Below are 16,901 nucleotides of genomic sequence, written 5' to 3'. Positions count from 1 at the left end.
TCTTTTTATGCCCAACTCTAACGTATCAACAACACCCTCTAATACCTCAGAGGATCAATCCGTTAGCTCACCACCGCAAATCTTTAACCGTTTTTTTATAGATAAACCAGTTATAGGGTTAACAGGGGGTATTGGCAGCGGTAAAACAGCGGTATCAGATTGGTTTGCTACACAAGGGGTTGATGTAGTTGATGCAGATGTGGTTGCCCACGATATAATGAAAAAAGGTAGCCCTACGCTAAATGAGCTCGCTCAAGCTTTAGGCGACTGGGTTATTGATGACGCTGGCAATATGGATAGGCAGGCGGTGAGAGAACATGTATTTGCTAATGATGACTCTTTGCTAAAACTTGAAGCGATTACCCACCCTGCCATTCGTCAACAGATAAAAAAACAACTGACTGAATCCCAATCGAAATATATAATTTTATCAGCCCCTTTACTGTTAGAGAGCGCAGCTGGCGGGCTAGCGTCCCTGTGTGATAGGGTATTGGTGGTGGATGTTAGCGAGGCCATTCAGCTGGAGCGAGCCAGTGCTCGTGATACCCAAAGCATGGATAAAATTAAAGCCATTATGAACAATCAACTGTCACGAAAGGCTCGGCTTGAACATGCAGATGACATTATTGATAATTCAGGTAGCTTAGAGGCACTTTATGAACAGCTTAAACCTCTACATCAAAAATATTTAACCTTAAAAAAGAAAATATAAGTCAGTCTCATAACACTTAAGCTACAACACTTAAGCTCACAACACTTAAACTTATAATACTTAAGAAAGCCACATAAAAAAGGTATGTCATAAAGTGACATACCTTTTTTGTGTGGCTTAATATGGGGGGTTAATGCTTACTTGCCAATCTACTACATATGGCGTTGACGGCTTACTTCATACAACACCATACCCGTTGCTACACTGACATTTAGACTTTGTAAAGAGCCATGACGATTGCCTGTCATTGGAATATACACTAACTCATCACAGCGCTCAGCCGTTAGACGACGCATTCCCTCGCCTTCAGAGCCCATAATAATCGCAACCTTACCCGTTAAATCAACATCAGTAATAGACTTTGCCGTGTCATCAAGAGCCGTCCCATAAATAAACACACCCGCCTGTTTTAAGTGTTCCATCGCGCGTGCTAAGTTAGTCACTGCAACGACCGGCATAATCTCCATTGCCCCTACGGACACTTTAGAGACTGTAGGCGTTAAACTTGCTGAGTGATGCTTTGGGCAAATAACAGCATCAACACCCATAGCTGCTGCTGTGCGTAGACAAGCGCCTAAATTGTGAGCATCTGTTAATTGGTCTAATACCAAAAAAAGACTATCATCTCGCTCAGTCCAAGCATCCAGCTCATTTTCATTAGCCATTGCTAATGGACGGGCGTGTAAAACCACACCCTGATGCTGTGGGCTATGGCAAAGTGCAGTCAGTTTGTCTTTACTAGCCTCTTGGATACTGACACCCATCTGCTCAGCCAGCTCAATTATTTCAGTCAGTATAGCGTCGGTGTTTGAGCCTTGGTTAGCACCTGAGGCGTGTGTAGAATAACTGTTATCGACAGCACTACGACCTTGTTGGATAAACAAGGCCATCGCATCCATCGGACGATGTGTCAATAACGCATGAACGGCATGAATACCGTAAAAATAAACGGGCTTTGCCATCTAATAAGCCTTCTTAATAATAAGCAACATAAATAAATAAATTAACAACGCCCCTCTCGGTGCTGGCTTGATACATAGTAACCATTGATTAGTGGTAACAGAGTCATAGCAATGACTAGTATCCATCCTTACTTAGTAGCCAGTGATTCGCAGCAACTGACTGATGACATCAGGTTAATAACTATTAAATAAGCTAGCCTTCCAGATGGCAAATGTACTGTACAATTTGATCCGTACGTAGGGTAAAGCTACTCTCGCCTGCAACCACAAAGGCCTGACCTGCTCGGTAATAGGTAAACTCATCTTCGCCCGTTACCTTAACCTCACACTCGCCACTCATAATTTCCATACGTTCAGAGGTGTGAGTTGCAAACTCATATTCTAAAACCTTATCATCACAAGGCAAAATAACACCAAGCATCTTTTTGCTACCATCATCAAAAAGTAATGTATGGCTACTGCAGCGTCCATCATATGAAATTGTTGCAGTTTTTTCGACAGAAACATGGTCATAAGTCGTCGGCATGATGACTTCCTCAATCAAAATCAAAGTATAAGAATGCAAAGTGTGTGGCTAACTATTACATCAGTCAACACCTAGCTTTTTAATAGTTTTATGTTATTTAATCCTACCACAATATAACCCCAAGAGTGATGACAGGGGCTTAATTTTTTACAATTTATGACGACATAATACTAATTATGCACTATCAAACCCTGTTCATTTAATCTTTGCCCTACTTTTCAACATTTTCTAATCACTACCGTATAGATTAGCCATGACAAAGATGAGGTGTGTCCTATCCTTTTTTAGTGAGGCCTAATGAAGCAGTAACGTACCATCAAATCAGTTAAAATAAACGCTCAATTTGCAGCATATATCTATAGTGACGCAATCTTTCTATTATATCTTTATCGTGTCTTGCCATATTTATCATTCATCCTATTTGACCTTAATTAAAAACTTAATTAAAAATAAGATGGTGTTTGCTTTTATACCCCCTAAACGCTACGATATCCATACTATTTAAGTATTTATTTACACTGCTTTCTTGTCATAATATCTTTTTTTAAAGACAGATTTTACAGACAGTCATATTCACAACCATTGTAGAGATTATCAATGCTCGCATCTATAACGTTGCAAAATTTTGCTTTGATTGACCACCATGAACTGTCCCTCTCTGGTGGATTTAACGTCATTACTGGCGAAACTGGTGCAGGAAAATCCTTACTACTGGATGCCCTGTCCTTATGCATTGGTGGGCGTGCCGATACTGGTATGGTGCGTCATGGCACTGATAGCGCTGACATTTATGCTCAGTTTGATTTCAGTGAATCAGACTCCAAGCCCTCCTCAGTAGTGATACAGAAGTGGTTTTTGAACCATGAGCGTGAATTTGATGGCGAAATTTTAATTAGACGCCAATTGAGCAGTAATGGACGGTCTAAAGCATGGTTAAATGGTGTTCCTGTAAGCTTAGCAGAGCTCAAAGAATTAGGGGCTATGCTGGTCAACATCCATAGTCAGCATGCACAGCAGGCATTATTAAAGCCCCTGTTTGTTGTCGACTGGCTAGATAGCATCGCTGGGCTAAAGCCTTTGGCTAAAAGTACCGCCCAAGCTTATAAAAAGTATCAAAAGCTTAAGCGCCAAGCCGATGATATTAGCGCTAAAGAAGCACACCGTCAGGACCGTATCGAGCTATTGACCAGTCAGCTAGAAGACATTGCACCACTCGTTGACGTCGATTATGCTCAAGTTGAAGCGGAGCATGACGAGCTATCTAATCTTGAAGCGTTGATGATTGAAGCCAGTCAAGCACTACAACTTTTAGAAAACGAAAGTGATGATCCTGATGCAATGGCGTTATTAGGTCGCGCCATTCGCCTATGTGATAACCAGATTGAAGTCAGCCAAACATTTGCTCAGGCCAGTGAGTCACTACATTTGGCCCAGCAACATATTAGTGAAGCTGCCGCCTTATTGACAGATTATGCCGAACAACAGCTACCAGACCCTGAACGTTTGCAACAACTAAACAGCTTAATCAGCTTAGGTCATCGCTTATCACGTAAACATGGTCTGCCAGCAGCAGATCTACTACTTGAAGCGAAAGCCTGGGCTAATGAGTTAGATGAATTAAATAATCAGCCTACCTCAGAGGTGTTAGAAGCTAAAATTAAAGAGGCGTGGAACGAGTATCTGACCATCGCTACTCAATTGAGTGATTCTCGTAAGCAAGTGGCACCAAATATTGGTCAAAAACTGGTCACACAATTACAACCTTTGGCGCTGCCTAATGCCCGCTGTGAATTTATATTTACGGATCGAGAAGAAGAAAACTATAACGCTCAAGGCTTACAAGATATTGAGCTCATGTTTAGCGCAAACGTAGGTATGCCTATGCAGCCGCTCTATAAAATTGCTTCTGGGGGCGAGCTTTCACGTATGGCTTTAGTCATGCAGGTGCTTTTAGCGACTCATATTGACGTTAATAGTGACCTAAATAGTGATGCTAATGGCGGTTCCGATAGCGCACAAACCCAAGCACAACATCATGATACAGTTGATGATAGCGATTTACCTGAAAGTAATGAACTATCCAATGCGGCACAGCCCATGCTGGTTTTTGACGAAGTGGACGTTGGCATCAGTGGTGGCACGGCACAAGTCGTCGGCGAGTTACTACGCCAACTTGGCTCGCATCGTCAGCTTTTGGCCATCACGCATCAAGCACAAGTCGCCGCACAAGCCCATCAACATATATTAGTACAGAAGCATCATGATACTAACGAGGGGCAAACTACCAGCGAGCTAAAAATCATCAGTGGGAATACTCAAGTCGATGAGCTGGCACGTATGTCTGGCGGTGTTAATATTACCGAAGTGACCCGTGAGCATGCTCGTAGCTTATTGGCTGATGTGACCTAATCTTTTGAAACGCATTATATAAAATGTACCTTACCAAACAAACATTAGATATAAATCGTATGCCTTTTTTACATTCTAGATGTCATCGTGTATAAACTGACTAACATATTGATTTATGCGCGATGATATCAAAATCCTTATAGCCACCGAGTTTGCAACAATTATGTCTCTTGAAAATCTAACGCATCATTTTTTAATTGCAGCACCGCATATGCCAGACGAACGCTTTGCGCAAACCCTAATTTATATCTGCCGCCACGACAAACATGGGGCACTAGGACTAATTGTTAATCGTCCAATTTTAGATACCCCTGTTGGTAAATTACTGGAAGATTTAGATATAGAAGTCAGTGATAACTCCGTTATGCATGAAGTAGCTTTAGATGGTGGACCTGTTTATCCGGAAGTTGGATTTGTTATTCATACGGGTCAACCTAGATGGGCATCCTCATTTGCAATTTCAGAAAATATTTGTATTACCACCAGTAAAGATCTGTTATACCGCATTGCAGAAGGACAGGGCGTTGGGCACTACCATTTATGTTTAGGTCATGCCAGCTGGACAAAGCGTCAATTAGAGCAAGAAATTAGTCAAGGTGATTGGCTAGTTTGCCCCGCAAACTTGTCACTGCTATTTGAGATACCCTTTGAAGAGCGTTGGCACCATGCTGCAGAAAACATCGGTATTCGATTAGACTTTTTAAGCGACGATATTGGTCACGCCTAAGCTATTTTTAACACCTTATATAATACTGATACCTTAACTGAGACCTTGAATAACGAGACAAGTATGACTGAACAGGCCAACGCTGAGCCCCACCCCTCCATGGGCAAAGCTCAAGACATGTTACTGTTAGGGCTGGACTACGGTGTTAAAAAGATGGGTATTGCGCTTGGTAATTCCTTGACCAAAGATGCCAGACCTTTTGATATACTTGCCATGAATAATGGCCAGCCTGCTGACTGGGATAATCTGCTTGGTATTATCTCAACATGGGAAATCGGACGTGTTATTGTTGGTCTACCGCTCAATATGGATGGTAGTAATTCAATGTTGGCAAAACGCGCCCATAAATTTGCTCGTCGGCTAGCCCATCGGCTAGTAGAACAACATATTCTTGTTCCTGTACAGCTATTTGACGAAAGATTGACGTCTATTGAAGCGCGTGATATGGCATGGGAGTTGGGCTTAATAAAAAATGAGCGTGATCCCATTGATGATATTTCCGCTTGTCTATTACTAACCACTTACCTTGCTAACCCTGATTATGCTCAAGATATCACCACGTATCGTGACGATTGACCTTATTTAATGTTCAGCAACATTTAATATTTAGTGACAAGATAGCTTAAAGTCAGCGCTAAAAGCACACCGCAACTAACTACACTTACCCATAAAAGTACGTACCTATGAGCACAGACCCTGCCACACCAACCGACCTACCTGTTACCACAGAACCCTTGGTCAGTCGAACCATTGCAGGTTTTCCTCCCCTAGCACTTAAACGTATTCGCGGCGCTCAAAGGTTAAACCGCATGACTATATGGCTGATTATGTTAGCGCTGTCTCTATTTGTGATATTTGGTACAATGGCCAGCTTAAAAATGTTCCACTCAAATGAATGGCTCTATTTACTGTTTCATTATGTTCCCTACATGTTAGTGGCTATTGCGATTCCAATCCTTTTGTATCAGACATTTGTTGTCTCACACTATCGCTTAAGCCAACCCTCCATGTTAGTTACCAGCGTCGGTTTAGCCAGTATATTAACCATTGCTTGCCTCGTATTTCAGCTGTCTAATTGGTTATGGCTGGCTATGGCAGCATGGATTGGAGTAGCGTATTGGTTCCAAGCCACTTTTAAGCGCTTCTTTAACTTTATAGATTCCCAAGAAAAATATAGTTAAAGAAGTCTAAAATGGTTACAAGGCAACCGAGTGCAAGTACTACTGGAGTAGGCTTAACGAGGTTAACGCCGTAACCGTTTAGTAGTTCGCTGACTATAGATACTCAATAAAATTGAATATTCTAAGGTTACCTTTAACATCATTTATAGACACAATTAATAGACAAACTTATGACTGATTCTAAAGACACATTACATTATGACATTGAACACCAATTAGATACCCAAGGTCTTATCTGCCCCGAACCTGTGATGATGCTGCACCGAGCTATCCGTAAAGCTAAGGGCGGGGAGTGCATTGAAGTATTGGCAACCGACCCTGCTACCACCCGAGATATCCCTAATTTTTGTCGCCATCTCGGTCATACCTTAGTAGAGAAGTCTGAAACCGAAAATGCAAATGGTAACCGTGAAACCCATACCGATACGCTTTATCGTTATGTGGTGCAGAAAAAGCAAAGTTAATATATTGTCATCCCTTTTGTTATCCTCACCTTTTTAAGAGTCCAATCGTCTAAAGGCAGTAAACCCTCTGGTTTACGCCTCTTTGACTTTGTGGCTTGTTTAATCTCGTTATATGTCATAAACGTTCCACTGTCTAACGTTATCTCCTCAAAATCCTTACTCTATTACCTATTCATGGATTAAAAACCTAGCCTGTTTCAATAATTGTGCTCTCCTTTTAATAAGTTCCCAATTAATAGGTCTCAAGCAACTCACATCAGTTAAGTTATTCTCTATCCAATATTTGATTTTTTAAGTTCTTATTAATAAACTCTCTTACAAAGTTACTTTTCATAAACAATACTTCAAAAGCAATCAACAATATTTATCTTTTCATATGCTAGGATGAAAGCACTTGCTTGGAAAGGTTAAAAAAGTACTCAAATCTATGCAAGACCTTTATTTATATTAAAGACAGTTCTTTTACAACATATCTGACCCTTTCAAGTATCACGCTAAGAGTCATGAATTAAAGAGCTTAATTAAAGTCAGACACTAAAGATAACTAAGGATGATTTATGAGTAATGATAAGACGAATAACCAATCTACCCCTTCTACTAACGGGTCTACTACTGCGGCTGATAGTGCACCTGCCTCTTACACAGATTTCAATCTACAATTCATCGCTGGCGAATGGGTAAAGGGTAAAGATGACAGGGTCAATAATGATACCAATCCCTATAATGGCGAGACATTGGTTGAGATTCCTCAAGCCACAAAAGAGCAATTAGATGAGGCTTTCAAAGCAGCAAGCGATGCTCAAAAAGAATGGGCGAAGACTACCCCTGCTGAGCGTACTGCTGTGATGTATAAGCTTATTGATTTATTAGATCAACGTCGTGATGAAATCATAGACTGGATAATCAAAGAGTCTGGCAGCACACGAATTAAAGCCGAAGTAGAGCTAAGCATTGCGCGCGCTGTTACTGTAGAAGCAGCAACTTATCCTAACCGTGTGCATGGCGAAACTCGCCCTTCAAATACCCCCGGTAAAGAAAACTTGGCATACCGAGATCCTGTTGGGGTGGTTGCCCTTATCAGCCCTTGGAATTTCCCCTTTCATTTGACTCAGCGCTCGCTGGCGCCAGCGATCGCCCTAGGTAATGCTGTCGTTTTAAAACCTGCCAGCGACACCCCAATAACTGGCGCCCTGTTACTGGCTAAACTATTTGAAGAAGCAGGCTTACCTAAAGGTGTGTTAAACGTTGTAGTCGGTGCAGGTAGTGAGATTGGCGATGCTATCGTTACCAACGACACACCTAGTCTAGTATCATTTACTGGCTCTACCCCCGTTGGTAAGCGCATTGGCGAGCTTGCATTTAGTGGCGACTATATCAAAGACGTTGCCTTGGAGCTGGGTGGTAATAGCCCCTTTGTGGTACTTAAGGACGCTGATCTGGATCAAGCCGCACGTGCCGCTGCCTTTGGTAAGTTTTTACATCAAGGACAGATTTGTATGGCCATCAATCGTATCATCGTCGAAGAAGAGGTACATGATACGTTTGTAGACAAGTTTAAGTCCATTGTAGAAACTTTAAAAGTGGGAGACCCTAACGAGAAAGATACCTTTATTGGACCGATCATCAATAAGAACCAAATAGAGTCTCTGCAAGAAAAAATTGCCACTGCCAAAAAAGAAGGTGCCAACCTGATTTTAGAAGGTAAAATTGAAGATCAACTGGTCTCACCTTATATCTACACAGATGTAACTCCTGATATGGATTTATTTCGCAATGAGATATTTGGGCCACTAGCCGCCATCATCAAAGCCAAAGATGAAGACGATGCCTTAACTCTTGCTAACGACACCTCATTTGGGCTATCTAGTGCCGTATTTACTCAGGATCTGCAAAAAGGGCTCCGCTTTGCTAAGCGCATTGAAGCGGGTATGACTCATATTAATGATATGCCTGTTAATGACGAGAGCATGGTACCGTTTGGTGGGGTTAAAAACTCTGGTATCGGCCGCTTTAATAGTGACCAAGTGCTTGAAGAGTTTACCAAAACCCATTGGATTTCTTTCCAGAATGAGCCTCGTGACTATGGTTTCTAATGGCATGGGCTATCGTTAAATGGCCTATAACTAACCTATAGTTTAGTTGTATTAATGCCCTTATCGATTGATTTAAACTGATATAAAAGAGATAAAGAGAGGCTACATCATGTGGCCTCTTTTTTTGTATTATGTTACTGGCTAAAAATTCTCCCCACTCTAGCTACACGACCCAAATTAGTGAGCAGTTATAAGCATTCAGCGATAAGCAGCGATTACCACTGTCTTTTTAGCAGACAGTGGAAAAGATAAGCGGTATAGTTTATTTATGGTATATTCAAAGTTTGATTATTGTTTCGTATAACAGACTAATTTAGAGCATTCTATGAGCCGTGATAGAGCCGTGCAACCCAGACAACCCAAAGCCTTAGCTGTAGATGATGAGCCTGCTTATATCACAGAATTTCGCCAAGCCATGCTGTCACGAGGGCTGTCAACGCGCACCCGTAATGCCTATGTGCGTGACCTAAAACTCTGTGAAACCACCAACCCAAAAGCGTTAACACTTTGGAATGACCTTGATGTGATGCAATGCTTGTCGGCTTTATCAAGGCAAGGCAAAACGCCCCGTACTCAAGCCCGTATGCTCTCCAGCTTGCGCCAATTTTATTTGTGGATGGTGGGTAATGAGCGCCGTGAAGACAATCCGTGCGAGCGTATTAAAACACCAAAAATTGGCCGCTCACTGCCCAAAGATTTATCTGAGCATGATGTAGAAAACCTATTGGCAGCCCCTGATACCAGCACCGCCATGGGGCTGCGAGATAAAGCCATGCTCGAAGTGTTGTATGCTTGCGGGCTTCGGGTAAGCGAGTTAATGAACTTATCGCTTGAACAAGTCAACTTAAATGCGGGCTGGTTACAAATCACAGGTAAGGGTAACAAGACAAGGCTGGTACCGCTCGGGGAATATGCAACTGAAGCGTTAGAAGATTATTTAACACATGGGCGTGGTGAGTTGATTGCCCATTTAAAATCGGGCAATTGCCAAGCGGTGTTTTTGACCACGCAGGGCGGCTATATGACACGGCAAAACTTTTGGTATATGTTAAAAAAGTACGCCAAACAAGCAGGATTAAACGACAGTTTATCTCCCCATACCCTACGTCATGCGTTTGCCACTCATTTGCTCAACCACGGGGCGGACTTGCGTAGCGTACAGTTGCTACTCGGTCACAGTGATTTATCGACCACCCAGATTTATACCCATGTGGCAACAGCTCGATTGCAACAGCTGCATGAAGCGCATCATCCGAGGGGGTAAATTATGCCAGAGATATTTAAGCACGGTATTTGGTTCTATTGGAATGACAGTAAATTCGAATTGGTGTACGATAATAGGCAAGTTGATTTTGAGGAAGTCATATCAGTATTTGATGACCCAATGCATGTAACCAACATGGACTCTCGTTTTGACTATGAAGAGTTACGATTTTTGACGATTGGTATAAGCAATAAAGGTAGACTATTAGCAGTCGCTTGGTTTGAGTCAAGTGATGATAGCTTAACAATTATTACTGCGTTTAAACCAAGCAAGAAACAAATAAAAGGATATAATCATGGTTGATACTAATTTAGATTATGAAGACATGGATATTTCTAGAGCAAATCACGTTATGCCAAACGTTATCAAAACCTATCAAACAAACAAAAGCCAATCACAAAATAATGCATCACCTATTGACGATGACGTGATGAATTGGTTAGTTAAACAAGATGATGCCACTAAACACCATATTAATGAAGTGATTCGGCATTTTATGGCGATTAAGCATGTATAGTAATCTACCTAGTCTGCGTAGATCGGGTTATCGAAGCATAACCCACCAACTAGATGCAATAATCATCCCTTTTTACTATTAACAAAAGATGAGTTTCGATTTTTTGCACCTTTATAATGCTTAAAAATCAAACCCACCCTCGTATAATTGTTGATGGTCGTTAGACTTCAGGTAAACTTCTTTAAATACCCCATGGATATAAATTGGAGTTAGAAGTGTTATCTCTAATAGTTGCAATGGTGATATGGGGGAGCATAGGTGCTGTAGTATTGTTTTCTAGGCTTACTGCATTAGAAGCTTCCTTTTTTCATTGTTTGTTGGGTGCCATTTGCTTAATCCCTTACTGTAGTTACAAAGATGAGCTAAAAATATCGCAATATAATATCAAGCAATTAAGCTTGGTGGCATTGGGTGGGATTTTCATCGTACTCAATTGGGTACTACTGTTTCAGTCATTTGTATGGGCTTCAATTACTTTAGGTAATGTGTCCTATTACTTGCAGCCTGTATTCTTAGTTGCTCTTGGCATCATTTTTCTAAAAGAAAAAATTTCTTATCAACGGTGGGTTTGGATATTATTGACAGTCTTCGGTGTTTTCTTAACTTTAGATGTCAATCCAAGTGATCTCGAAATGAACTCAACAAAGCTTTTGGGTGTTGCTTGTGCTCTAGGCGCAGGGTTACTGTATGCTCTTGCCACTATTGTGGCTAAATTCATTGATCAAGTCCCACCAAGCTTGATGACATTAGTGCAGTTATTTATTGGATGTTTGCTCTTATTTCCACTTATTGACTTTAGCGATATAGCTATAACTAAGCAATGGTTGCTTTGGGTTATTATACTTGGATCTGTACATACAGCCTTAGCATATATTCTGTATTACAAAGGAGTAAAAACGACCAATATAACTAATATAGCAATTATTGGTTATATTGACCCTATTGTTGCTATATTGACTGATATCGTATTTTTTGACAATCAGCTAAACCTACTACAAGTTATTGGGATTATCTTAACCATGATTGGAAGCTATTTCGTGATTCGGTTATCTATGAAGAAACGAGGTTAGTTATCATAGAGTAGGTTAGTGAAGCATAACCCACCCTCTCGCTGCGCCAATATATTTAATATGGTTTTTGTAGCATATGATCTTAATTTAGGTTTTTTAATGAAAAGACATAATAAAATCATATTAATAACTGCACTATGTGCATTTTTATATATCATTTTTGGTGCATATAATAACGTTCTTATGAGTGTTTAAACTAGCCAGCAAAACTGGGCTTTTAGCTTACATATGTTGAGTTCGACGCCCCATAAAAATAGCAATATTTAAATCGAAAATAATGGATGTAAATTGTTTCAAAATGACATTGAGGTTTTATTTCAGTTTATAGGTTCGATGCATCAACCCATTCTAACCCTTTTCTAAGAGGGTCGACTTGTGATGCGGTTTAGCCCCGATTGTAGCGGATATACTGTTTAGATAGACGAGTTGCAGTGGCTTGATGTGGCGGGGCGCACGAAGTAAGCGACATGCCACATCTTAGCCACTGCCTCGGGTAGATAAGCAGATAGTAGCGAAAGCGGGATAAGCTCCAAATATACCTACTTCTTAATCAGTTCATACACCACAAATTTGGCTTTTGTATTAAAGTCTTGCGACTCGGCTTGGGTTAATAGAGCTTCACGTTTCTCCGCTTTAGCACGATACGAATACGGGGTCATGGTCAGCAAGTCAGCTAATTGATCGGCATTTAGACGCAAATCCGCTTGGACGTGATGGGTCTTTGTCAGCTCAAAATACGGCGCAAGCTCCTCCAAAAACTTATCCGAATCATGCGGACGGACGTCATCAAACAAAGCATCGCGCATACGTTGTAAATGCCCAGCATCTGGCTTGGCAATAATCAATCTGCCGTCAGTTTGTAACACTCGGGCAAACTCTTTGGGTAATATCGGGCTAAAAATAGTGCTGATGGCATTCACACTTTCATCAGTAATTGGTAGGTTTGCCGCACTAGCAACCATTGGATAAAGGGCGGCTGGACGTTCAGTCAGGCCATTCGTTATCACTTCCTTATTTATAGCCGTAGTATTCATAGCCGTAGGGGCTTGGTCATCATTTGACTTAATCTGATACCACAGTTGATTCTTTAGTTTGGCAGATTTTGCCTGCTGAATGACCGCAGGTTTGCTGATATCTACGGCTATCAGATTATTAATCGGTTGAGCTAAGCGATGGGTCAATGCCGTCGCTATCGCGTCAGTGTAATACCCTTCTCCGCTGCCAATATCAAGCCAAGTCAGGTTGTTTGTACTCTCTTGATTGTATTGATTGTCATTAAGCTCAGTCGCAATACTCGCAATGAGCTGTTGTAAGGGTTGATAAAATCCTTGATGTAAAAACCGATGCCTAGCTTCTATCGATTCTTGAGAGTCGCCTGGGTCTTTAGACTTTTTATGTTGTACGGGCAATAGATTGACGTAGCCCTGACGCGCCACATCGAACGGATGCTGAGTGTGTTTGTCATTTAAGCTGCCATCACAGTGCCATGCTTTGCTATCAATAATCAAAGGTGAACGGCAATAGGGACAGGTAAAAGATGGGTGGATTAAGCCTGTCGTTGGGGCAGTCTTTAGCATGACGAATTACTCAGTGATGGAAATTAATATAATAAGACTCTAACTTAAAGACCAAATGATAAACGGTGTTGATACCCTTAAGCACCAACACCGTTTATCTCAGCTTTATAATTGGCATGATGTTCAGTAGCCATCCAAGATATCAACGCAGATATCAACTCAGTTATCAACGCAGTTTAAGGGTCATCAAACCAAGCACCACGAGCAAGATAGCAATAATCCAAAACCGCACCACAACTTGGGTCTCTTTCCAGCCCATCTCTTCAAAGTGATGATGTAGCGGCGCCATTAAAAAGACCCGTTTTTTACGCATTTTGTATGAGCCTACCTGAATCATAACCGACAAGGCTTCTACCACAAATAAACCAGCCATGATGGCAAAGGCAATCTCTTGACGGGTCATTACTGCAATCGTACCTAACATGGCACCAAGTGCCAGCGCACCGACATCTCCCATAAATACTTCGGCAGGATGCGCATTAAACCAAAGAAAGCCCAAACCCGCACCAATCATTGCGGCACAAACCACGGTTACTTCAGCATTATAAGAGATATAAGGGACATGTAAATATTCGGCAAAGTTTGGCGTGCCTGACACATAGGCAAAAGCGCCTAAACCAGCAGCGACCAAAACCACAGGTAGTATAGCCAAGCCATCTAGCCCGTCAGTTAAATTGACAGCATTCGATGACCCATTAATCACAAAATAGGTAAAGATGATAAAGGCAATACCAAACGGAATAGTCGAAAATGGAATGATCCAATCTTTAAAAACAGGCAATAATAAATCCTGCATAGCACGGGTGGTTTCTATATCAGGCTGCTGCAAAGCAAGATAATAGAGGGCGCCACCGGCAAATAACGCCCCAACCGACAACCAGAAGTATTTTTTGCGGGCAATGAGTCCAGTAGGATTCTTATGTTTAATTTTCAGCCAATCATCCGTCCAACCAACCCCGCCAAAGACTACCATGACAAACAGGATAATCCAGACATATGGATTGGTTAAGTCAGCCCAACACAGCGTAGCAAAAGCGATTGAGGTTAAAATGAGTACCCCGCCCATAGTTGGGGTGCCTGTTTTTGCTAAATGTGACTTGGGACCATCATCCCGAATTGCTTGACCATATTTAATATTACGCAAATAAGCAATGGTCCGAGGCCCTAATAAAATGCTAAAAGTTAACGAGGTAACTACTGCCAGTAGCGCACGCAATGTTAACGACGAAACCGCCGAAAACGGTGAATATATTTGGCTCAGCCAACTGTCAAATAACCAATATAACACCGCTTACTCCTCATCTATTTTTAATTTTAAGACCATCACTGACATTAAATTTTTGTGCTTAGCTACCATTTAAGATTGTTTTTAAAAAACTATTGCGGGCAGAAATATGAAACCATTTTTATTCATTTGCAAAACGTGCCGTCAAGCTTTCAATAACTGTTTCCATAGTGGCACTTCGTGAGCCTTTAAACAGTAGCGTACACGTTTTATTTTTACGATTACTATCCAAAATAAGTGCCTCTAATGTAGATAATAACTCAGATTTTGTGGCAAATGCCTCTGCTTGCTTTAAGTTATTAGCAGCGGCGTATGAGTTAGCGCCTTTTATCGTATTGGACGCATAATGGCCAACACATAAAAGTCTATCGATAGATTTTTCCGCAATTGACCGACCTAACTTTTCATGCTCATCTTGTGCAGAATCGCCCAGCTCGCCGATATCGCCTAAAACCAATATTTTCTCGCCAGTTTGTACGGCCAATACATCTGCCGCCGCACGTACTGCGTTCGGGTTTGCATTGTATGTATCATCAATAATGTTATGCCTACCCAAACTAAGCCTTACCAAACGCCCTTTTGTAGACTGAGCTTGAGTTAAGCCTTTTACAATACTATCTGTAGATATGCCGATAGCGTAAGCACAACTTGCTGCCGCTAACGCATTGCTGACATTATGTCGACCTGGCATTGGCAACGTAATCTTCAATGCTATTGGATCAACTTGTGTGTCATTTTTAGCGATATGTAAGGTAAAACTATTTCCAGTTGCCGTAGACACCACCTCTGTGGCGTAAATATCTGGCAGATTATCAGACTTGCCCTCTTCGGCAGCTAACTGGTCAAACTGCCAGCCAAAGCTGATAATATTGGACGTCTGTTTTTGTGCCACCTCTCGCAAAGTATTTGCATACTCATCATCATAGGGCACTATTGCAATGCCGTCAGTATTCAATGCTTGGTATATTTCTGCTTTGGTTTTGGCGATGTTATCACGACCGCCAAACTCGCCTAAATGGGCCGTCCCAATATTTAAAATACAGGCCACATCAGGTTTAGCGATGTTAGCGGTATATGCAATTTCGCCGACGTGATTAGCGCCCAGCTCAAGCACTGCATATTTATGATAGTCTGCCAACTCTAGCAACATCATCGGTACGCCATAGTCATTATTTAGATTGCCACGTGTGATCAAAGTAGTATGGCCTTTATGAAGCGTCTGAGAGTTCGCTTGAGAAGACGGCTGAATGGATGTTTGCGTTTGCAGGGAAGGAGGAAGCTGTGACGGAGATTGAGAGGCATTTGGTAGACTATCAGCCTGCAGGAAAATACTTCTAAGCATTTCTTTAACCGTCGTTTTACCACTTGAACCGGTAATAGCAATGACTTTTAGTTCTTGATGCAGTTGCCGACGATAGGCCGCTATATGACCAAAGGCTAAACGAGTGTCTTCAACTAGCAATTGCGGGATAGTACAGTCATGATTAATACGGCTCACAATAGCCGCCACTGCGCCTTTATCCATTGCCGTTGCCAAAAAGTCATGCCCATCAAATTTTTCGCCAATAACTGCTAAAAAGATATCACCTGCCTCGATTTTTCGAGTGTCCGTTATAATACGAGTGGCGGCAATATGCGGATATAAATCAGAGTCTTTATCTGGGACGTTTGAGTGAGAGAAATTTATCTCAATTGGCTCAACATTGCCCGTTTTAGAGTGCTGATCAGATCGAGTATTAGAGTGATGTTCTGAATTAGAAACCCACCACTGACTTTTTAGGTTTTGAGTGGCACGTATTAAATGCGGCGCTGTCCATACAAACAAACCTTGCCTATTATTATTGTATTTAACGCTATTATCTTGTTGTAAAAAGCTAGCTGGATTTTTCGCGGAATGACTGGCGCCTACATTTGCAGCGCTAGTATCTCCAAACTCTTCCGCTGTACCATCATGACCATCTTGCATCGCTTTATCCTGCTTGTTTAAAAGGTTCTGACAACGAACCTTATTTTATTATTCCGTTTTTTAAAACTACCCTAGGACTCTTTATTATGCCAAATCAATCATTGACCATTAACTCTGACCTTATAGTCAAAGAAGTCTAAAATGGTTA

17 protein-coding genes are annotated in these 16,901 nt (G+C 41.5%); 12 read left to right on the top strand and 5 right to left on the bottom strand.

The window, feature by feature from the left end:
- The first annotated feature begins 7 nt into the window (after positions 1-7).
- A complete protein-coding gene (gene coaE / locus AC2SLL_RS03575; RefSeq protein ID WP_486530303.1) occupies positions 8-712 on the top strand; it encodes a dephospho-CoA kinase in 705 nt (234 codons plus the stop codon).
- Positions 713-864: 152 nt separating this feature from the next.
- Here coaE and rlmB read toward each other — a convergent pair whose 3' ends face one another.
- Complete coding sequence (rlmB, locus tag AC2SLL_RS03570; RefSeq protein WP_486530302.1) at positions 865-1,674, bottom strand: 23S rRNA (guanosine(2251)-2'-O)-methyltransferase RlmB; 810 nt, start codon at positions 1,672-1,674, stop codon at positions 865-867.
- A gap of 193 nt (positions 1,675-1,867) precedes the next feature.
- Entirely contained in the window at positions 1,868-2,200 is a 333-nt protein-coding gene (locus AC2SLL_RS03565; RefSeq protein ID WP_486530301.1) for a pyrimidine/purine nucleoside phosphorylase, read from the bottom strand.
- Positions 2,201-2,797: 597 nt separating this feature from the next.
- Here AC2SLL_RS03565 and AC2SLL_RS03560 point away from each other — a divergent pair.
- The 10 genes from AC2SLL_RS03560 to AC2SLL_RS03515 all read left to right on the top strand — a co-directional run bounded on the left by AC2SLL_RS03560 (position 2,798) and on the right by AC2SLL_RS03515 (position 11,925).
- Entirely contained in the window at positions 2,798-4,609 is a 1,812-nt protein-coding gene (locus AC2SLL_RS03560) for a DNA repair protein RecN (RefSeq protein ID WP_486530300.1), read from the top strand.
- A gap of 163 nt (positions 4,610-4,772) precedes the next feature.
- On the top strand, positions 4,773-5,336 hold the full coding sequence (locus AC2SLL_RS03555) for a YqgE/AlgH family protein (protein ID WP_486530299.1): 564 nt from the start codon (positions 4,773-4,775) through the stop codon (positions 5,334-5,336).
- 63 nt (positions 5,337-5,399) lie between these two features.
- Positions 5,400-5,912 carry a Holliday junction resolvase RuvX gene (ruvX, locus tag AC2SLL_RS03550; RefSeq protein ID WP_486530298.1) on the top strand — a complete coding sequence of 171 codons (513 nt, stop codon included), beginning with the start codon at positions 5,400-5,402 and terminating at the stop codon, positions 5,910-5,912.
- 107 nt (positions 5,913-6,019) lie between these two features.
- Complete coding sequence (locus AC2SLL_RS03545; protein ID WP_486530297.1) at positions 6,020-6,517, top strand: hypothetical protein; 498 nt, start codon at positions 6,020-6,022, stop codon at positions 6,515-6,517.
- Between the two features lie 170 nt (positions 6,518-6,687).
- A complete protein-coding gene (gene tusA, locus AC2SLL_RS03540; RefSeq protein ID WP_486530296.1) occupies positions 6,688-6,981 on the top strand; it encodes a sulfurtransferase TusA in 294 nt (97 codons plus the stop codon).
- Between the two features lie 557 nt (positions 6,982-7,538).
- Positions 7,539-9,074, top strand: coding sequence for an aldehyde dehydrogenase family protein (locus AC2SLL_RS03535; RefSeq protein ID WP_486530295.1), 1,536 nt, complete (start codon positions 7,539-7,541; stop codon positions 9,072-9,074).
- Positions 9,075-9,399: 325 nt separating this feature from the next.
- The gene (gene xerD / locus AC2SLL_RS03530; RefSeq protein WP_486530294.1) at positions 9,400-10,338 is read left to right on the top strand and encodes a site-specific tyrosine recombinase XerD; all 939 of its coding nucleotides are present in this window, start codon (positions 9,400-9,402) and stop codon (positions 10,336-10,338) included.
- Between the two features lie 3 nt (positions 10,339-10,341).
- Positions 10,342-10,641, top strand: coding sequence for a BrnT family toxin (locus AC2SLL_RS03525; protein WP_486530293.1), 300 nt, complete (start codon positions 10,342-10,344; stop codon positions 10,639-10,641).
- On the top strand, positions 10,634-10,855 hold the full coding sequence (locus AC2SLL_RS03520; protein ID WP_486530292.1) for a hypothetical protein: 222 nt from the start codon (positions 10,634-10,636) through the stop codon (positions 10,853-10,855). Before AC2SLL_RS03525 ends, AC2SLL_RS03520 begins: the two co-directional genes overlap by 8 nt.
- Before the next feature lie 215 nt (positions 10,856-11,070).
- Positions 11,071-11,925: a DMT family transporter gene (locus AC2SLL_RS03515; protein WP_486530291.1), complete on the top strand. Its 855-nt coding sequence runs from the start codon at positions 11,071-11,073 to the stop codon at positions 11,923-11,925.
- A 539-nt stretch (positions 11,926-12,464) separates the two neighbouring features.
- Here AC2SLL_RS03515 and AC2SLL_RS03510 read toward each other — a convergent pair.
- Both AC2SLL_RS03510 and mraY read right to left on the bottom strand, forming a co-directional pair.
- Positions 12,465-13,502 carry a putative RNA methyltransferase gene (locus tag AC2SLL_RS03510; protein WP_486530290.1) on the bottom strand — a complete coding sequence of 346 codons (1,038 nt, stop codon included), beginning with the start codon at positions 13,500-13,502 and terminating at the stop codon, positions 12,465-12,467.
- A gap of 166 nt (positions 13,503-13,668) precedes the next feature.
- Positions 13,669-14,763: a phospho-N-acetylmuramoyl-pentapeptide-transferase gene (gene mraY / locus AC2SLL_RS03505; RefSeq protein WP_486530426.1), complete on the bottom strand. Its 1,095-nt coding sequence runs from the start codon at positions 14,761-14,763 to the stop codon at positions 13,669-13,671.
- Here mraY and AC2SLL_RS03500 point away from each other — a divergent pair.
- A complete protein-coding gene (locus AC2SLL_RS03500; protein WP_486530432.1) occupies positions 14,675-14,863 on the top strand; it encodes a hypothetical protein in 189 nt (62 codons plus the stop codon). The genes mraY and AC2SLL_RS03500 overlap by 89 nt on opposite strands.
- 45 nt (positions 14,864-14,908) lie before the next feature.
- On the opposite strand, the gene AC2SLL_RS03495 is transcribed toward AC2SLL_RS03500, so the two are convergent.
- Positions 14,909-16,753 (bottom strand): UDP-N-acetylmuramoyl-tripeptide--D-alanyl-D-alanine ligase, encoded by a 1,845-nt coding sequence (locus AC2SLL_RS03495; protein WP_486530289.1) that lies wholly within the window; start codon positions 16,751-16,753, stop codon positions 14,909-14,911.
- Between the last annotated feature and the right edge of the window lie 148 nt (positions 16,754-16,901).

This window comes from Psychrobacter sp. CX97 (genome assembly GCF_057396285.1).
The sequence above is the reverse complement of the archived record's forward strand: the minus strand, read 5'-3'. Positions and strand labels throughout refer to the sequence as shown.